Origin of the sequence: Streptomyces hirsutus (genome assembly GCF_001418415.1) — a bacterium.
Classification (GTDB): Bacteria; Actinomycetota; Actinomycetes; order Streptomycetales; family Streptomycetaceae; genus Streptomyces; species Streptomyces hirsutus.
The window spans coordinates 1-15,361 of the sequence record NZ_LIQT01000188.1; the positions used below are offsets into that span (position 1 = coordinate 1).

Consider the following 15,361-nt stretch of genomic DNA (forward strand, 5'->3'; position numbering starts at 1 on the left):
CGGTGGCCCTCGCCGTGGCGGGGGCGCTGGCCGCGGTGACCGTCGGCTCGGTGTTCGTACTGGACCTCCTGCCGGGGAACTCCGGTGACGACAACGCGGGTTCCGACACCGGTGCCTCCTCCGAGGCCCCGGCCGCCACCCCCGCCGTCCCCGCCGTCTACCTCGGCACCTGGGAGGGCCAGGCCACCTCGCGGGAGAGCATCGCCATTCCGCTGGGCACCTTCCGGGTGACGGTGAAACAGGCGAAGGCGGGCGAACAGGTGGCCACGCTCCGGCACACCGACATCTTCGGCGGCGTCTGCGACGACGTGCTCACCCTGAAGCAGGTCACGGAGAAGCGGCTCGTCGCGACCTCCGTGGGGGCGAAGTCCAACCGCGGCGTCTGCAACCAGGCCCGCCACACCGTCCACCTCACCCCGACCGGCGACGACCTCGTCTACGAGTCCGACAGCAAGGACTCGGGCAGCCCGAAGGCGCGGCTGTCGAAGATCCGGTAGCGCCTCACCCCGGCACCACCACGGTCCGCAGCTCTCCGTCGCCGAGGTGCAGCATGCCCTTGCCGGGGACGACCTGGCCGCCGACCATGCTGCGGGACAGGCGTACGCCGATGAGGTCGCCGCTGGACGACTCCTGCGGAGAGAGCAGGATGCCGCGGCGGGCCTTCTTGGCGTCGACCTGCCAGCCGGAGAAGCCGCTGCACACGTCCTCCTCGTCACCGGCGATGACGAGGGCGAGACCGCGTTCGGCACCGCGCGAGACGAGCTTCTTCATCTGGCTCCCGGCATCGCAGTCCTCGAGGATCTCCCCGTCGTCGATGAGAACGGCGATCGGCTCCTCGGTCGACGCCTCGTCGATGAGCTCCTCGAAGTCGTCCTCGTCGATGTCGTCACCGGTGAAAACCTTCAGCACGCCGTCCGTACCGTCGAGTCGACGCAGCGGCGACTGGCGCGGCGCCGCGACCACCAGACGGGTGCCGTGCGCGAGGAACGACTGGGCGATGTTCATCAGCACCGTCGAACGGCCCGACTTGGCCGGCCCCGCGACGACGAACGCCGGTACGCCTTCCGCGAGATCGGGGCCGAAGCCGACGATCTCGTCACCGCCGATCCCGGCCAGCGCCCACAGCTTGGAGCGCGACGCCTCCGGGTCCCGCAGCTCCCACGCCTCCGGGAAGGAGATCCGACTGGGCAGACTGTCGACCCTGAACGGGCGCCGGGCCCGCGGCACGTCGGCGTCGCGGGCGGCGGCCGCCTCGCCGATCGCGGTCAGCGCCGCGGCCTGGCCCTGACCGGTGGTGTCCTCGGCGAGCAGCGCGAACTGGGTCTCCGTGCCGGCCTCGTTGCGGAAGGCGCGGCCCGGTGGAATCTCCTCGGGCACCTTGCGGGCCGGAATGCCGAGCGAGGAGAAGTCGCTGCGGTCGGCGAGCCGCAGACCGTACTTGTCCTCGGTGAGCGTGGCGATCCGGCCGACGAGCAGGGTGCGGTCACCGGTCAGGACCAGGTGGATGCCGACGCTCGCACCCTCCCGCATCATCGTCTGCAGCTCGTCGGTGAGCGAGCCGTGGTCGATCTCCCCGAGCGTGGGCACCCAGCCCTCCCAGCGGTCGAGCAGCACCACGATGTGCGGCAGTCGCTCGCCCTCGGCCGCAGCGGCCCGCTGCTCGCCGATGTCGGCGTACCCCTTGTCCGCCAACAGGTCCTGGCGGCGGGAGAGTTCGCCCTTGAGCCGGTTGACCAGCCGGATCACCCGCTCGGTCTGGTTCCGGCCCACGACCGCACCGCAGTGCGGCAGCCGGGTCAGCGCGTTGAGGGCGCCGTTGCCGCAGTCGATGCCGTAGAGGTGGACGTCGGTGACGGAGTGGGTGCGGGCGAGTGAGCCCGCGATCGTGCGCAGCACCTGGGAGCGGCCGCTGCGCGGGGCACCGCCGATCATCAGATGCCCGAAGGAGGAGAAGTCGACGGCGACGGGACGGCGGGCCTGGTCGCCGGGCAGGTCCTCCACACCGTACGGGGCGGGCGCCAGCCTCCCGGCGGTGAGTGCGACGGCCGGGACCTCGATGTCGTCGAGCAGCAGCGTCTCGTCGAGCGCGGGCAGCCACGGGCTGTGCTGGGCGGGGATGCCGAGCGAGCTGTTGGCCTCGCGCACGGCGTCGACGAGAACCTTGAGGTCGGTGATCTCGTCGTCCTCCCGGGCCTCGGACTTCGGCTTGGCCAGCGCGGCCCGGCCGAGATCCTCCCAGCTCAGCGGCCCCACCCAGGGCGCGAGCGAGGCCGGGTCCGCCGCCCCGGGCCGGCGCCCGCCGACCCGCCCCGACTGGAAGGGCACCAGGGAGGCGTGGCCCAGCCGGGCGTACGCGCGCCCCGGAGTGTTCTTGGAGATCTGCCCGGCCTCGGGCGAGTCGATGACGTCGCTGGACTCACCGCCGTCCGTCACGCGCAACGCGATACGGAGGTTGGTGTTGGCCCGGATCTCGGGCGAGACGACACCGCTCGGCCGCTGCGTCGCGAGCAGCAGATGGATGCCGAGGGAGCGCCCTCGCTGTGCGATGTTCACGAGCCCGGTGACGAAGTCGGGCAGGTCGCGCACCATCGACGCGAACTCGTCGATGACGATGAGCAGTCGGGGCACGGGAGCGTGCGAGGGATCGCGGCGCACCAGGTCCTGGTAGTCCTCGATGTCCTTGGCGTCGGCGGCGGCCAGGATGTGTTCGCGCCGCTTCAGCTCCGCGCCCAGCGACTCCAGCGCCCGCTCGACGAGATGGGCGTCGAGGTCGGTCACCATGCCGACGGTGTGCGGCAGTTGGACGCAGTCCTTGAACGCGGAGCCGCCCTTGTAGTCCACGAGGACGAAGGTCATGTTCTCCGGCGTGTTCGCCACCGCCAGCGCCGCCACGATGGTCTGCAGCAGCTCCGACTTGCCGGAACCGGTCGTACCGGCGATCAGACCGTGCGGCCCGTCCTTGCGCAGGTCGATACCGAACGGACCGTCGTACGACTCACCGATCACCGCGAGCGTCGACTGCCCGCCCATCCGCCAGCGCGCCGCGATGGCGTCGCTCGCCGGCGGCTCCAGCTGCAGTACGTCGAGCAGTCGGCTGGAACCGGGCAGCGCCGAGTCCTCGGACTCCCCGCTGATGTCCCGCAGCGGGGACAGGGAACGGGCGAGACGCAGACACCAGGCCGCCGGGACGAAGTCGGGCCGTACGTCCTTGATGCGCTCCGCGCCCGCCTCCTCGACGCGCAGCCGCAGTTTGTCCGGCCGGGCGGCGCGGTCGGGTTCGGGCGTGGCCGTGTGCCACGCCTGGAAGGAGGGGAAGCCCCCGCTCGCCTGCTGAGGCTGAGCGTGCTGCCGGTCCCGGCCGCCCCGGCCGTGTTCCTCGGGGCGGGGCTCGGCGACGACGAACGCCTGGCACTCGCCGGGCAGGAACCGTTCCTCCGCGTCGAGACAGATCGCGTACATGGACACGGCCGGCCCCTCGCGCAGCAGCCGCACCACCCCCGGCAGTGACCGCAGCCGCCGCGACCCGTCCCACACGACGACGATGTCCGGGTCGCTGAACGTCGTCCCCTGGGACCGGTTCTGTTCGGCGGCCTTCTTGCGGGCGTCGAGGATCTGCGTCAGCTCGCCGACCCGGGCGCCGACGGTCTCGGCGTCGGTTCCGATGAGGACATTGACGTCCTGCCCGCTGGAGGGGCGGGCGTGCGGCAGCCACCGCACCCAGTCCCACGACGGCTGCGCCGAGTTCTCGCTCAGCACGTAGAACTGCACGTCCATCGGGCTGTGCAGCGCGGCGGTCTGCGCGACCGCCCAACGCCCCAGGGCCCGCGCGGAATCCCCGGGCCCGGCCATGCCGACGACGCCCAGGGCCCGCAGATCGAGCGCGACCGGCGCGTCCTCGATCTTCCAGGTCACCTGGCGCCGGTGGTCGTCCTGCTCGGGGTCGTCGAGCACGACCTCGGAGGGCAGCTGCCCCGTCCCGACCCGGATCAGCAGATGATCCCGGTCGGTGCGCCGCCGTTCCCAGAGCCGGGTGCGCGGCCCGGTGCCGAGGGACAGGACGGCCGCGGGGTCGGGAATGGCGTGCCGCCGGTCGTCGCGCTCCTGGACCAGCGCGTCCTGGGCGTCCTTCTCGATCCGCTCCTTCTGCTCCTCGTACTCCTTGACCTGTTTGGCGTGGGACTTGCGCCCGTGCTTCTTGTCGTTGAAGTAGTTGGCGAAGAGCAGGATGGGGCTGAGTCCCGCCATGATCAGGTAGTACCAGCGCTGGAAGATCAGCACGGCGACGACGGCACCGACCAGCGGCGTCAGCGCCATCAGCCAGGGCAGCGGCCGCGGCTCGTACTCGCGGGGCGCCGAAGGCAGCCGGAAGGTGGTCTGCCGGGTCGGCGGCCGCAGCCGGGGCGGCCGGTTGTAGTCGAGCCCGACCCCGTCCTCGGACCACTTGAGGGCGGCGTTGGGCGGCGTGTACCGACCGAGCTCGAACAGCGTGTTCCCGACCCCGACCTGAGCCCCGAGGGGCCAGTCGTAGGTACCGGCGCTGGAGCTCTTCCCGCCGCCGCTCTCCGCGCCGCCCTTGTTCCTGCCCCTGCCTTTGGCCCCCTTCTGCTTTTTCTCCGCCTTGTCGTTCTCCTTCTGGCTGTCGCCCTCGGAATCCTGGATGGGCACCCCGTCGAGGGTGACCTGCTCCTGATTCTCGTTCCGGTCCCGCTCCTGGCCGTCACCGTCACCGTCACGATGGACGGTGACGCGGCAAGTGCCGTCCTTGGCGACGGAAAGGGTGAGGGCTCGGGCGTCGACCTCGGGGTCGTCGACGCGGACGGCCGAGGCGGCCCCGCTGCCGATGTCGTACCGCCCGACCCCGAGCCGGTGGACGAAGCCGGCGGCGGGACCGCCGACGACGCGCAGCTCGACCAGCCCGGTGGGCTCTCCGGGCAGGCACCCGGAGGGATCCTGGAGCGAGACGACGGCCCCCTCGCGCAACGGCGACCCGATGACGGTCGCCGAGGGATCGACGGCGTACCCGTCCACGTACACGAGCGGCGCACTGCCGACCGGCCCCTGCCGCCGCTGCCCGATGGGAATCACCTGGGCGCCGCTGTGCCCGACCTGGGCGGCCAGCTCCGCCGCGATGTCCCCCACGGTGGACTCGGGATCGGCGTCGAGTACGACATCGGCGGCATCCCCGCCGAACGGATCGACGACGGTCAGAGTCAGGCGCACGCTTGTCCTCCCCAGGCGGCCCTGTGTCCGCTTCCACCCCGCGGGCCACAGTCGTTGCGACGATATCCGCTGGGGACGGGACCGGGGCAGTGGGGAGAAGACGCGACGTTCCCTTTGGCAATGCCGTACACGACTTCACAACGCCGCCTCCACAAAGCGGGTATGTGGCATTGCAGTTGCCCCCCGTAAGCTGCTGCCGCAAGAGCGGACGACCACACCGCTCGCCACAGGCGGCTCCTGTGCCGCAGGGGGCGCGGCGGCGGACGGGCAGTTCCGCACACAAGGGAGCCACGGGGGTTGGCCCTGCGGCGTTGCGAGAGGAAGCGGCTTCATGGCCAAGGACCTTGACATCACATATCAGGACATGCGGGAGGCGGCCAAGCATGTCGTGAAGGAGAAGGAGAAGCTCCAGGAGAAGCTGGACGGCCTCCGCAAGTACATCAACAACCTGGTCAACTCCGGCTACGTCACGAAGAGCTCCTCCAAGGCCTTCGACGAGAACTTCGACGAGTTCACCAACGGCGCGAAGACCACGCTCGACGGCCTCGACGGCATGGGCGACTACCTGACCATGGCGGCAGACAAGTTCGAGCAGATCGACGACGAACTGGCCAAGGCTGCCCGCAAGTAGGACTCCGTCCCGACCTTGAGGTGCGGCGAGGCCACGGAGCCTTGCCGCACCGCCGGTCCGGGGGCGCGGGGGAGCGCAACGGGGATGGGAAGACGGGGGCGCCATGTCTGGTGAAGGTGACCACACTCGGGCTGATCTCGCTGTGATCAAAGAGATGGGAACCGGGTTCAACAGCGTGAGGAAGGCCTTCGAAAGGCTGGAAAAGCTCACAGGGAAGCACGGGGGACGACTTCGGGCACCGGGATCTTGCGGGCACTTTCGAGGACTTCGCCGGCAACTGGGAGATCAACCGCGAGAAACTGACCGATGAGGTCAAGGTGCTGGCCAAGCTCGCCAACGATGCGGCCAAGGTTTACGAGGGCATCGACCACGCGCTGGCCGAGGCGATCCGGGGTGCCCAAAAGCCGAAGGCGCCCAAAAGGGGGGAAGTAGGAGTGTCCGTACGGCCCTGTGATTGGCACCCGGTTGCCGATAGTGACCCTGTGCCCGGCGACCCTGAGCAGGTTGCCGCCCTCGGCCAACAACTCCGCCGGACCGCAGAGGAGTTGGACTGGCAGATCAAGAACCTCAAGGCGGTTGCCGAGGTGGACGCCTGGGACAGCAAGGCAGGATAGGAGTTCCGCGCGAAGGCAAAGGGTAACGTCAAGAAGCTTGAAGCGGCACTGAAGCGTTACGACGTCGCGGCCGACGCCCTGGGCGCCGAGGTGACAGAGGTCGGCGGTGGGTACCAGGACAAGCTTCGGGCAAAGTGCACGAACTATGCGTCTGATCTGAACCGCGCACAGGAAATCACCGACTCGGCTCTTCGTGAAGCCAAGGATGCGGACGATCACAAAGGTGCCGCCAGCGGAGTCTGGATACCCTTTCCGAGAAGGAAAAGGGCGACTAGAAGAAGCTGCAGGAGCGGCTGGATTCCGCAGGCGACGAAATCGATGCCGCCCGGGAGAAGGTCAATCAGGTCAAGGCCATCCGGGACAAGGCGGCGAAGCTCGCACGTGAAGCACTGGACGATGCCATCAATAACGACTCGTTGAAGGACGGTTTCTGGGACAAGTTCGATTACTGAGGTTTTCTCAGCGAAATAATCTTTGCGAAGCGGTGTGATCCGGGTGATTCCAGATGTATCGGGCGGGCAGTGCCCGGTGGCGGACAGACGTGAAGCCCCTGGTAGGGCAGTTCCTGTCCGCCCCGGACGGTACGCCGCTGTGGGTCTCCGAGGTCGAGCCCGGCTCCACGCCCGACATCACCGCCGCCCGCCTCCACGCGCTGCCCGCCCTGTACAGGGCCGCCGCCCAGGGCCTGCCGACGTTGGCGGACAAGGGCTACATCGGCGCCGGCATCGGCATCCGCGTCCCAGCCCGCCGCCCGAAAGGCCAGTCCGAGCAGGCCCTGCACGCCGACACCCGCACCACGAACATGCTGATCAGAGACCTGTGCGAACTCGGCGAGCGGACTGCCGCCGAACTGAAGGAACGCTGGCGCGCGCTCAAGCACGTCACGCTCAGCCCGAGCCGGATCGGCGACATCGCCCGCGCCGCCCTCGTCCTCAACGGCCACTGGAAATGATCTTTGCTGAAAAACCTCAGTGCCTGCCGAGTTCCCTGCGGCCCTGCGTTTCATGGGGCGCTCACCAGTCCCAGGAGGCTTCCTCGAAGGGGTCGGGGTTGGTGACCCAACCTGCGTTGAGGACGAGTCGGGAGGTGCGGTGCAGAGCGAGGAATCCGAAGGGGCGGTCGAAGCGGGCGCTGATCTCGCGGGCTCGGAAGGGGTAGCGCGGGATGCCACCGGCCACCATGGCGAAGGCGGTGACGGCCGCGGAGCGGAAGCCGCGGGCGCCGAACGTCGCCGTCATTGCCTGTGCGGCGGCCTGGACGGCAAGTGGCTTGGCACTGATGCCGGGAAAGTGGCCTTGCGAGGCGTCCGTCGCCGTGCGCAGGCCGAACAGGTCGGGGTGGTCGAGCAGGTCGTGGTGGGCTTTGACGGTGAACGGCACGGTGGATACGTGGAGCGTGGCTTCGCCGTCGACACTGGGGACGCGAGTCACGGACAGCCCGGGGCCTGGAGTGCCGTAAGGGAGGTGCTCGCCGGGGACCATTGCCCGGCGGTTGTGGAGTGCGCCCACGGCGGCAGTCAGCACCTGGCCTGCGGTTGCTTCAGGTGTTCCGAGGTACAGGTGGACGTCGATGCCATGGGTGCCGATGATCTGAAGTTCGGTGAGGGGGCCGGCTGCCGTGTCCGCGACGCCGACCCGGTTCAGGAGACTGGTGGTTCGGTGCAGGCCGGCCAGGTTCATGTCGCGCCAGGGCCCTGTTTCGGCTTCCATTCCGCCTGGGGTGAAGGGCCGGATCCAGTCGGTGCGGAGGGTCAGGGCGCTGGCCAGCACCAGCAGAGTCTCGTCATTCACAGTGACCGGCATCGCGTCGATCTGTCCTTGGGTGCACTTGGCTGCCCATGTGTCGAGGTGCAACTGGTCGCCGATGGGGTCGCCGGTGAGCTGCCCGTGCACGTCGGCGGGCAGTTGGTTAAGCCAGGCCGGTTCGACGGGAAGGGTGCTGCGAGTCCACAGTCCCAGGGCTGTGCCCAGGCCACGCGTCGCCCCGAGCGTGGAGAGCAGGTCTCGTGCTGCTGTTGCGGCGCCGTCCGCCGGGATGCTGAGTGCATCCGAGAGTTCCTGCCGGGCGGGACCTGCAGCACCGTCGGCGAGAAGGCCGAGTAACGGCCACACCCCGGCTGCGGCGAGTACCGTGCCGTCGTGAGGCAGGGCCGCGGCCCAACGCGTGGCCAGTCCGTTGATGGCTTTGACTGTGCCGTGACTGACCATGTCTGCCCTTCGGTTGCTCCCGATCCTCGCGAGAGTAGGGCCGGAAGTGCCCGACTGGCGAGCGAATTGAACGTCGCGGTCACTGAGAAAACCTCACTGGGACGAAGAGGCGTTTCATCGGCAACGCGTCTCGCATTCTGCGACATTTCCTTCCGCATGCGATTAAGCGTTTGCCGTCCGATCAATGGGCCGCCTCAGGAATCCGGAGCGTCCGCGCGAAGTCGTCCAGTGCCTCCATTGCCGCGGCGATCACTTCCGGATCGTCGTGGTGCCCGCGGAGCAGGACGTCGGGGAGGCCGGGCGGGGTGTGCCAGTGGTACGTCACCGAGGTCATCATGATGGTGCTGTCCGCAGGGTAGGAGCGGGTGACCCGGACCCCGTCCGCGCCCAGGTGTGACGAGGCGAACGGAATGCTGCCGGTTCGCTGCTGCCACTCGGGGATGTCCGGGTGCGGCACCGTGAGCGCGGTGATCCCCTCGCAGGAGGACGCGTCACGGGCCTCGCAGTGGATGCGGGTGGCGTGCATCACCAGTGGCATGAAGGTCAGCGGAACGGGGTGGTAGACGAACGCCTCGTCGGCCTGGAGCTTGTCCCGGAGCGTGACGATCGTCTGCTCGTAGAAGCTCTTGTGGAACCGGCGGAGTTTGCGGGTGAGTTCGACCTCGTGGATGGTGGCCAGGCCGGTCAGGTGCAGCTCCAGCCATTCCTTGAAGATCTTCTTGTCGATCTGGAGGTGGAGATAGCCCCAGAGGTCTGGGTCGGCATCCGTGTCGATGTGGAGCGGGGCGCCGAGGTCGGTGCTCCACAGAGTGCCTTCGGACATGAGCGGTCTCTTTCTTCGGGGACACGGCAGAAGGGAGCCTTCAGGCATAGCTCCAGCGGAAGGTGCCCATCACGGCATCGAACAACTCCACGAGCATGTCGGAGAAGGCGGGATCCGAGCCGGGCGCGATCAGGGCGCTGAAGGAGAAGGTGAGGTACTTGTCGGGGATGCTGTCCGGGACCGGAACGAAGTACTCGACCCGGCGGTGAGCGACGTCGACGCCCTTGGCCGCGTCGGCGGGTACGTCTCGCTCCGAGCGCAGGGCCGCGGTGTCGTCGAGCTCCCGCGTCTCGGCGCCGGGAGTCACGGAGGCGAGCGCGGCCAGGACCGCTTCCGGACCGCTGTTGGGCCTGACCCGCGGAATCTCGATCGGCTCGGAGGCCACGATCGAGACGGGCAGCGCGACGCCGTGAAGGCGTTCGGTGGGGAGGTAGAGGGTCATTCCCCCCTTGGCGCTGGCCCGGCGGACGACCTTCTTCATCTCCTGGGTGAGCTTCAGCCGGGCCTTCGGAATGTCGTCCTTGGGAAAGCCGACGGGCAGCTGTGCGACGGCCTTGCGGACGATGCGGTCCATCGCTTCCTTGGTGCCCGCGCGCAGCGGAATCACGTCCCAGCCGGGTGGCGGTACCAGGTTGAAGCCGTTCGGGGCCCGGCGGTGCTCAGCGGTGGTCATTGCGCCCCCGCGTCACTTCCACGGCATAGGCAACGCCTACGAAGAGCGCCCACGCCGGGGCGGCGATCATGCCCGTCCAGAAACCGAAGAACAGCGAGGGCAGGAAGAAGCCGCCGCCCATGGCGAGATCCCGGGTGAGGTAGGGCGGACGGCCCGCGTACCGGGGGTACTTCGCGAAGACCCAGACGTAGTGCAGGAGGCAGCCGATGATCCCGGCCTCATAGACGTAGAGCACGTCTTTCATCAACGACTTCGGTACCAGGATCATGATTCCCAGTACCGGCAGGAACAGCGGCATTCCGATGATGAGAGTCAGCCGTAGCCGCCGGTTGGGGCCGGTGCCGAGTCCCGTGCGGGCGGCTTCGGCTTCGACAATGCGTTGTGCCGAGTGCAGGTCCATGATCGCTCCTTACCAGTGGGTGTCGGGGGCGGGCTTCAGAGTGTTGTCCTTCCAGTTCGAGTACGCCTCGTTGTACGGCTTCTCGCCGGTTCCGAACTTCTCCTCAGTCAAGCTTGTCAAGTCGCTCTTCCCCAGCGCCTTGTCCGTGACGTCCATCGCCATGCCGGTCCAGGCGATGCCGAGGCTTACCTGATAGGACTTGTACGCCTTGTCCGCCGCGGCCCCCGCGGCCGCGGGGAAGGCAGCCTTGTTCGCCTGCAGCATCTTCGCCATGCCGGCCATCTCCTTGTCGCCGAGGTGCACCAGCGTCGACAACGGACTGACCCGCAGCGGCCCCTTGGTGACCAGTCCGACGTTCTGGGAGATGGACTTGCGCATCGCGTTACGGGCCGCTCCGAGGGCCTGCCGCCCCGGCCCTCCCGGCATCTTGGTCATCATCCGCCCCGTGTCGTCCAGGATGCCCTTGACGCCCCTGAGACCGCGGCTCAGGCCGGCGGTCCGGGCGGCCTGAGCGGCGCCCACAGTGGCCTTGGCGCCACTGGCGAGCTTCGCGGCGGCCCCGAGGCCACCCACGACGAGCAGCCCACCCACGACGTCGAAGATGACATCCGTCCAGGTGGCGTCGCCGGATGCCACCAGCAGGAGTCTGAGCCCGATCGTGAGCGCCGCGATGCCAAGGACCAGCAGGTTCAGGCCGGGAATGGCGAGCGCCAGGAATCCTGCCACCGTCGCGACCCAGCCGAGAACATCGATGAAGGCCTTGATCAGGTCCGCGTTGTCATGGACCCAGCCCTTGATGTCGTCCCATCGCGAGTCCTCGATCACGTCGTCGACCTCGTCGCGGATCTTGCCCGAGTGGTGGCTCGCGCGTGTGTCCCGGTTGCCGGTGATGGTGTTCAGTCGTGTGCGGTACGACTGGAGGGGGTCGTCGTCGGAATGGTCGTCGCCACTGGGCGAGGCCTGCGGAGTGTCCTTGTCGCCGGAGCCGGATTTCTTGGTCTTGTCCGCCTCGATCTCGTCCTGCTTCTGCTTGGCCTGGTGCAGCACCTTGTCAGCGTCGGACTGGAAGTCCTCCAGTTCGTTGGACCACTTGGTGAGGTGACCGTGCACACGCTCGTACCGGCCGGCCACCTCCCGCATGTGTTTCTCCAGCGTGGAGGACTCCTCGCGCAGGGCCTTTACGTATTTGCCCTTGAGAGTCTCGTCGTCGCTGATCGCCTTGAGGTTCTTGGCCTGGTCCCGCAGCTTCTTGGCCACCGAGACCATGTGCTTGACCTCGGCACGTATCTCTTCCGGATCGCCGGGTACGGGATCGGATTCACAGAGCGGCTGCCAGTCCACCGGACGGCGCTTGGATGTCGGTGTCACGTCGTCACTTCGGCTTTTTCTTGTTTGCCTTGGCCAGCTCTCCGTCGAGATCCTCGAAGGCCTTCTTGCTGCCGGCCACGAGCTTGCCGACGGATTCGAGGGACTCGACGAGTCTGGTGCGGTAGTCGTCCCAGTTGTCGACGAAGTCCTCCATGGCCCCGGCGACGTCACCGGAACCCCAGTGCTCCTTCATGTCGTCGCGGCGGTTCTCGATGTCCTCGAAGGTCTTCTTGAGCTGGCAGAGCTTTCGCTCACAGTCCGCGAGGAAGTCGTAGTCGACCGTCAGATCCGGGCCGCCCATTGTGGACCCTCCCCTCGCGTGTGTCCTCGCTGTTGTGCTTTCAACGGTTGACCGCCTGGATCTCCTGTACGACGACCTCTTGGCCGTTCCCGAACGTCCCGTCGGGCAGGTCGCCGCCGGCTCCTCCTGAGCCCGTCCAGGCGATCTCCCACGTGACCGTGGCCTGGAGGTCGAACGCGCCATCACCGGAGCTGCGGAGGTAGGTGATTCCGCAGGGTGGGTTCTGGTCGGCCTTGCCCTTGGCGTAGGGCTTGCCGATGGAACCGTCGGCGTTGATGGTGCACTCGCCGGAGGCCGGGTAGGTCTCGGCGTCCTCGGTGCCCGGCTCCAGTTTCAGGGACACCGGCTTGGCGGTCGTCGTGGCCTGGAGCGCGAAGCCGGGGGCGTTGATGGCCGCCGTGGCCTGGACCTCGTCGAAGACGGCCTTGTCGAGCCAGGCCCAGGTCGGCAGATTCACCTTGGTGGTCTCCTCGGGGGCGAGGCTGACCTCGGTGTCGGGAAGCTGCATGTGCTGGTAGGCGAGGGCGGCGAGTATCTCCGGGGTGATGGCCTCCTCGTACTGGGGCGGCGGGGCCTCGCCGTTGTCGACCCAGAAGGGGAGATCGTTGCAGGAATTCCGCTTGAGCAGGTCGGGTTCGTCGGGGTTCTCGACGGCGGCCCAGAACATCCCCTCGCCGTCCTTGTCGACGTTGTAGTCCTTGTAGCCGGGGGTGTCGGTCCAGCCGTACTCGTCCTCGTAGTGGCGCTGCAACTCGCTGAGCGCCGCGCCCGCGTGGCCGCCCATGCCGGGCGTATTCATCTGGCCCTCGATGTCCTTGGACATCTCCTTCTTGAAGTCCTCGGCACCGAGGTACGGGGCGTACCAGCAGGGTGGTGGCGTCCAGTTGACGTCGGTGGACGTCACGTTGCCGGTGCCGCCGCTCTTGGCGACGGAGCCGGAGTACGTAATCCGGGCGGCGGCGTAGATGCCGGTGCCGTCACTGCCACCCGACTGTTCTGTGTTGGAGCCCTCGGTGTTGCTCGGCTGCTCTCCCGCGTAGGCCGGTTCCGCGAGGGCGACGCCCAAGGCCAGCGTCAGGGCAGCCGCGCCGGTGCTGAGGGCCGCACGACGTGACCTGGTCACTGGCACTTCGCCGCCTTCGCCTCGACGTACACCTTGGACGCCTGCCACAGACCGTCTCCGGTGGGGAGCCTGACCATGATGATCTTGAAGTGGTCGAAGTCCGTGATGTCGGGCGCGCCCTTCAGGACCTTTCCGGTCTTGACCTCTTTGGAGTAGAACTTGCTTGAGTCCACGCAGAACGCGACCTCCACCGAGTTGCCGTTCGATGCGGACCGGGTGGTGGCCTGGTAGTGACGCCGGGTGCCGGTTGCCGTCCAGCCGCCTTCGAGCCTGACGTCGATCTGCGTCTTCGCGTACTTCAGACCATCGCCTGTGGAGTAGGCGACCAAGGCGGCGTCCTCGGTCGTACGCTTGTCGACGCCTCGGTAGACGGCACGGAAGAAGTTGGCCGCGTCGGACATGGCAGCCGCCTCGTTCTCGTCCTTCGGCTTCTCCCAGTCGAAGACCAGGTTCATGTCCGCGGGCAGGGACACGTCGACGCCGTCCGGCTTGTCCTCTGCCGGTGCTCCCGAGGGCTCCGCCGACTTCGTCGGTGTCTCTGTGCCCTGGTCGGCGCCGGCGATCTCGTCAGCGGCCTTCCCGTTGTCGTCCCCGCCCCCGCAGGCGGTCAGTAGCAGGGCTGCGGCGGCGGCGAACGCGGCAGCAACGGGCAAAGAGCGGCGCTTCACAGTGACTCCCCCGTGAGACAGATGCGTGGTCACGGGCAACGACGGTATCGGTGTGCTTCTTGGTTTCGCCACAGCGAACTCTGTGGAGATATCCGCACTTCTCGGCGCAAGGGGCTCGTAGCTGTGTCCAGCCTCTCGGTGGCGTCCTCGGGCGCAGGGTTGACGTCGTTCTCCTCGCCGGTCCCGATGTCCTCCGAGGGCAGCTCGGTGCGCCGGCTCACCCCAGCTTCGCGTTCTGCGCCTTCACCACCGCCGTCGACAACTTCGCGTCGCTCGGCCTGCTGTTGGCGAGGGCCATGCCGTCGACGGAGAAGTACACGGCGAGGACGTCGCCGCTGCGTACGGCCTGGGTGTGCACGGTGTGGGAGATGCCCCGGAACGTCAGTGTGGATCCGAACGCGAGGGACTCGTCGCCGGCCTCCGCCACGGGCTTCTCGGCGGTCACGGAGTCGTACGCGCTCGTGTTGCCGTTCGCCTCGGCGGTGAAACCTCCGCCGCAGGCGTCGACCGCCTCCGAAAGGCCGGCCATGGTGGACTCGGCCCGGCCGGACTCGTACGTCGTGAGCGTGACGTACGTGAACGCCTGGTTCGGGTCGCCGTTCACGACGCGAGTGAGGTCGGCCTGAGGTTCCCCGAGAGGGAGTTGGTTCATGGCGTAGGCCAGCGGGGCGCAGACCGGCTTCTCGACCGTGACCTCCTCCTGGGACGCGGCGAAGGCGAACTCGCTGTCGGTCTCGTTCACGTTCTTGCCGGACACATCGGCCTTCGTGACCATCAACTGCTTCAACTGTTCTGCCGGAGTGGCCTGTTTCTTCTCGGATGCGGTCGCCTTCGGCTTGTCGGCCGCTGCGTCCCCGTTCGTACCCGAGTCGGAATCCCCGCCGCAAGCGGTGAGCGTGGCGAGGGAGAGCAGGGACAGGGAGGTCAGGACGGCCGACGCGGCGCGCTTCATGGGGGCTCCTCGAGGTGGGTGACGGGTGGTTGATGCCGGTTGACCGGCAGGGGGTTGATCTGTCGGTCGTTCTCCACCGGCTTCCGCGGGACGTATGGCTTCCAGCGGCGGCATCCGGGTGAGTGGGATGCCTCCTTCGCCCTGCTCGCGGAAGAAGGTCCAGCGGGGCCTTCGTGCCCTCTCCGTCGCCGATCCGACAGAAGAGCATGGCACGTCCCCTCCCGGCCCCCGTGAGTGAATCGTGTGGGGTTCGTGGGTGAGGTGTGACGGACCGGGTGGTGGAGGGTGAGCGGTGGGGCGCTTTGGGGGTTCGCTGGCGCACAGGGGGTGGGCTGCGGTTCGGTGCTGCTGCCAACTGGGTTGTTCAAGGGTGAAATTGCA

General features: G+C 68.1%; 13 protein-coding genes and 1 pseudogene. 4 read left to right on the plus strand and 10 right to left on the minus strand.

Annotated features, from left to right (window positions below):
- Positions 1 to 497, plus strand: a pseudogene (locus AOK11_RS14775) (serine/threonine protein kinase); the annotation flags it as partial.
- A gap of 4 nt (positions 498 to 501) precedes the next feature.
- Here the strand turns inward: AOK11_RS14775 and AOK11_RS14780 are convergent.
- The gene (locus tag AOK11_RS14780; protein WP_055594176.1) at positions 502 to 5,220 is read right to left on the minus strand and encodes an FtsK/SpoIIIE domain-containing protein; all 4,719 of its coding nucleotides are present in this window, start codon (positions 5,218 to 5,220) and stop codon (positions 502 to 504) included.
- Positions 5,221 to 5,551: 331 nt separating this feature from the next.
- Here AOK11_RS14780 and AOK11_RS14785 point away from each other — a divergent pair, with 331 nt between their 5' ends.
- From AOK11_RS14785 to AOK11_RS14795, 3 genes are all read left to right on the plus strand, one after another.
- Positions 5,552 to 5,851 (plus strand): WXG100 family type VII secretion target, encoded by a 300-nt coding sequence (locus AOK11_RS14785; protein WP_006133193.1) that lies wholly within the window; start codon positions 5,552 to 5,554, stop codon positions 5,849 to 5,851.
- Positions 5,852 to 6,168: 317 nt separating this feature from the next.
- Positions 6,169 to 6,465 (plus strand): hypothetical protein, encoded by a 297-nt coding sequence (locus AOK11_RS42830; RefSeq protein WP_157869362.1) that lies wholly within the window; start codon positions 6,169 to 6,171, stop codon positions 6,463 to 6,465.
- Positions 6,466 to 7,006: 541 nt separating this feature from the next.
- Positions 7,007 to 7,417 carry a transposase family protein gene (locus AOK11_RS14795; RefSeq protein ID WP_206188847.1) on the plus strand — a complete coding sequence of 137 codons (411 nt, stop codon included), beginning with the start codon at positions 7,007 to 7,009 and terminating at the stop codon, positions 7,415 to 7,417.
- Positions 7,418 to 7,478: 61 nt separating this feature from the next.
- On the opposite strand, the gene AOK11_RS14800 is transcribed toward AOK11_RS14795, so the two are convergent.
- From AOK11_RS14800 to AOK11_RS14840, 9 genes are all read right to left on the minus strand, one after another.
- The gene (locus AOK11_RS14800) at positions 7,479 to 8,672 is read right to left on the minus strand and encodes a serpin family protein (RefSeq protein WP_055594178.1); all 1,194 of its coding nucleotides are present in this window, start codon (positions 8,670 to 8,672) and stop codon (positions 7,479 to 7,481) included.
- Positions 8,673 to 8,853: 181 nt separating this feature from the next.
- Positions 8,854 to 9,495, minus strand: a complete 642-nt coding sequence (locus tag AOK11_RS14805) for a hypothetical protein (protein WP_055594179.1) — start codon at positions 9,493 to 9,495, stop codon at positions 8,854 to 8,856.
- 40 nt (positions 9,496 to 9,535) lie between these two features.
- Positions 9,536 to 10,168 carry a hypothetical protein gene (locus AOK11_RS14810; protein WP_240497347.1) on the minus strand — a complete coding sequence of 211 codons (633 nt, stop codon included), beginning with the start codon at positions 10,166 to 10,168 and terminating at the stop codon, positions 9,536 to 9,538.
- The gene (locus AOK11_RS14815) at positions 10,155 to 10,568 is read right to left on the minus strand and encodes a hypothetical protein (RefSeq protein ID WP_055594180.1); all 414 of its coding nucleotides are present in this window, start codon (positions 10,566 to 10,568) and stop codon (positions 10,155 to 10,157) included. The genes AOK11_RS14810 and AOK11_RS14815 overlap by 14 nt, the downstream gene beginning before the upstream one ends.
- Before the next feature lie 9 nt (positions 10,569 to 10,577).
- The gene (locus tag AOK11_RS14820) at positions 10,578 to 11,936 is read right to left on the minus strand and encodes an AAA family ATPase (RefSeq protein WP_240497348.1); all 1,359 of its coding nucleotides are present in this window, start codon (positions 11,934 to 11,936) and stop codon (positions 10,578 to 10,580) included.
- Between the two features lie 4 nt (positions 11,937 to 11,940).
- Positions 11,941 to 12,237 carry a WXG100 family type VII secretion target gene (locus tag AOK11_RS14825; protein ID WP_055594182.1) on the minus strand — a complete coding sequence of 99 codons (297 nt, stop codon included), beginning with the start codon at positions 12,235 to 12,237 and terminating at the stop codon, positions 11,941 to 11,943.
- A 40-nt stretch (positions 12,238 to 12,277) separates the two neighbouring features.
- A complete protein-coding gene (locus tag AOK11_RS14830; RefSeq protein ID WP_055594183.1) occupies positions 12,278 to 13,360 on the minus strand; it encodes a hypothetical protein in 1,083 nt (360 codons plus the stop codon).
- Positions 13,357 to 14,028: a hypothetical protein gene (locus AOK11_RS14835; protein ID WP_055594184.1), complete on the minus strand. Its 672-nt coding sequence runs from the start codon at positions 14,026 to 14,028 to the stop codon at positions 13,357 to 13,359. Before AOK11_RS14835 ends, AOK11_RS14830 begins: the two co-directional genes overlap by 4 nt.
- 217 nt (positions 14,029 to 14,245) lie before the next feature.
- Positions 14,246 to 14,980: a hypothetical protein gene (locus AOK11_RS14840; protein ID WP_055594185.1), complete on the minus strand. Its 735-nt coding sequence runs from the start codon at positions 14,978 to 14,980 to the stop codon at positions 14,246 to 14,248.
- Between the last annotated feature and the right edge of the window lie 381 nt (positions 14,981 to 15,361).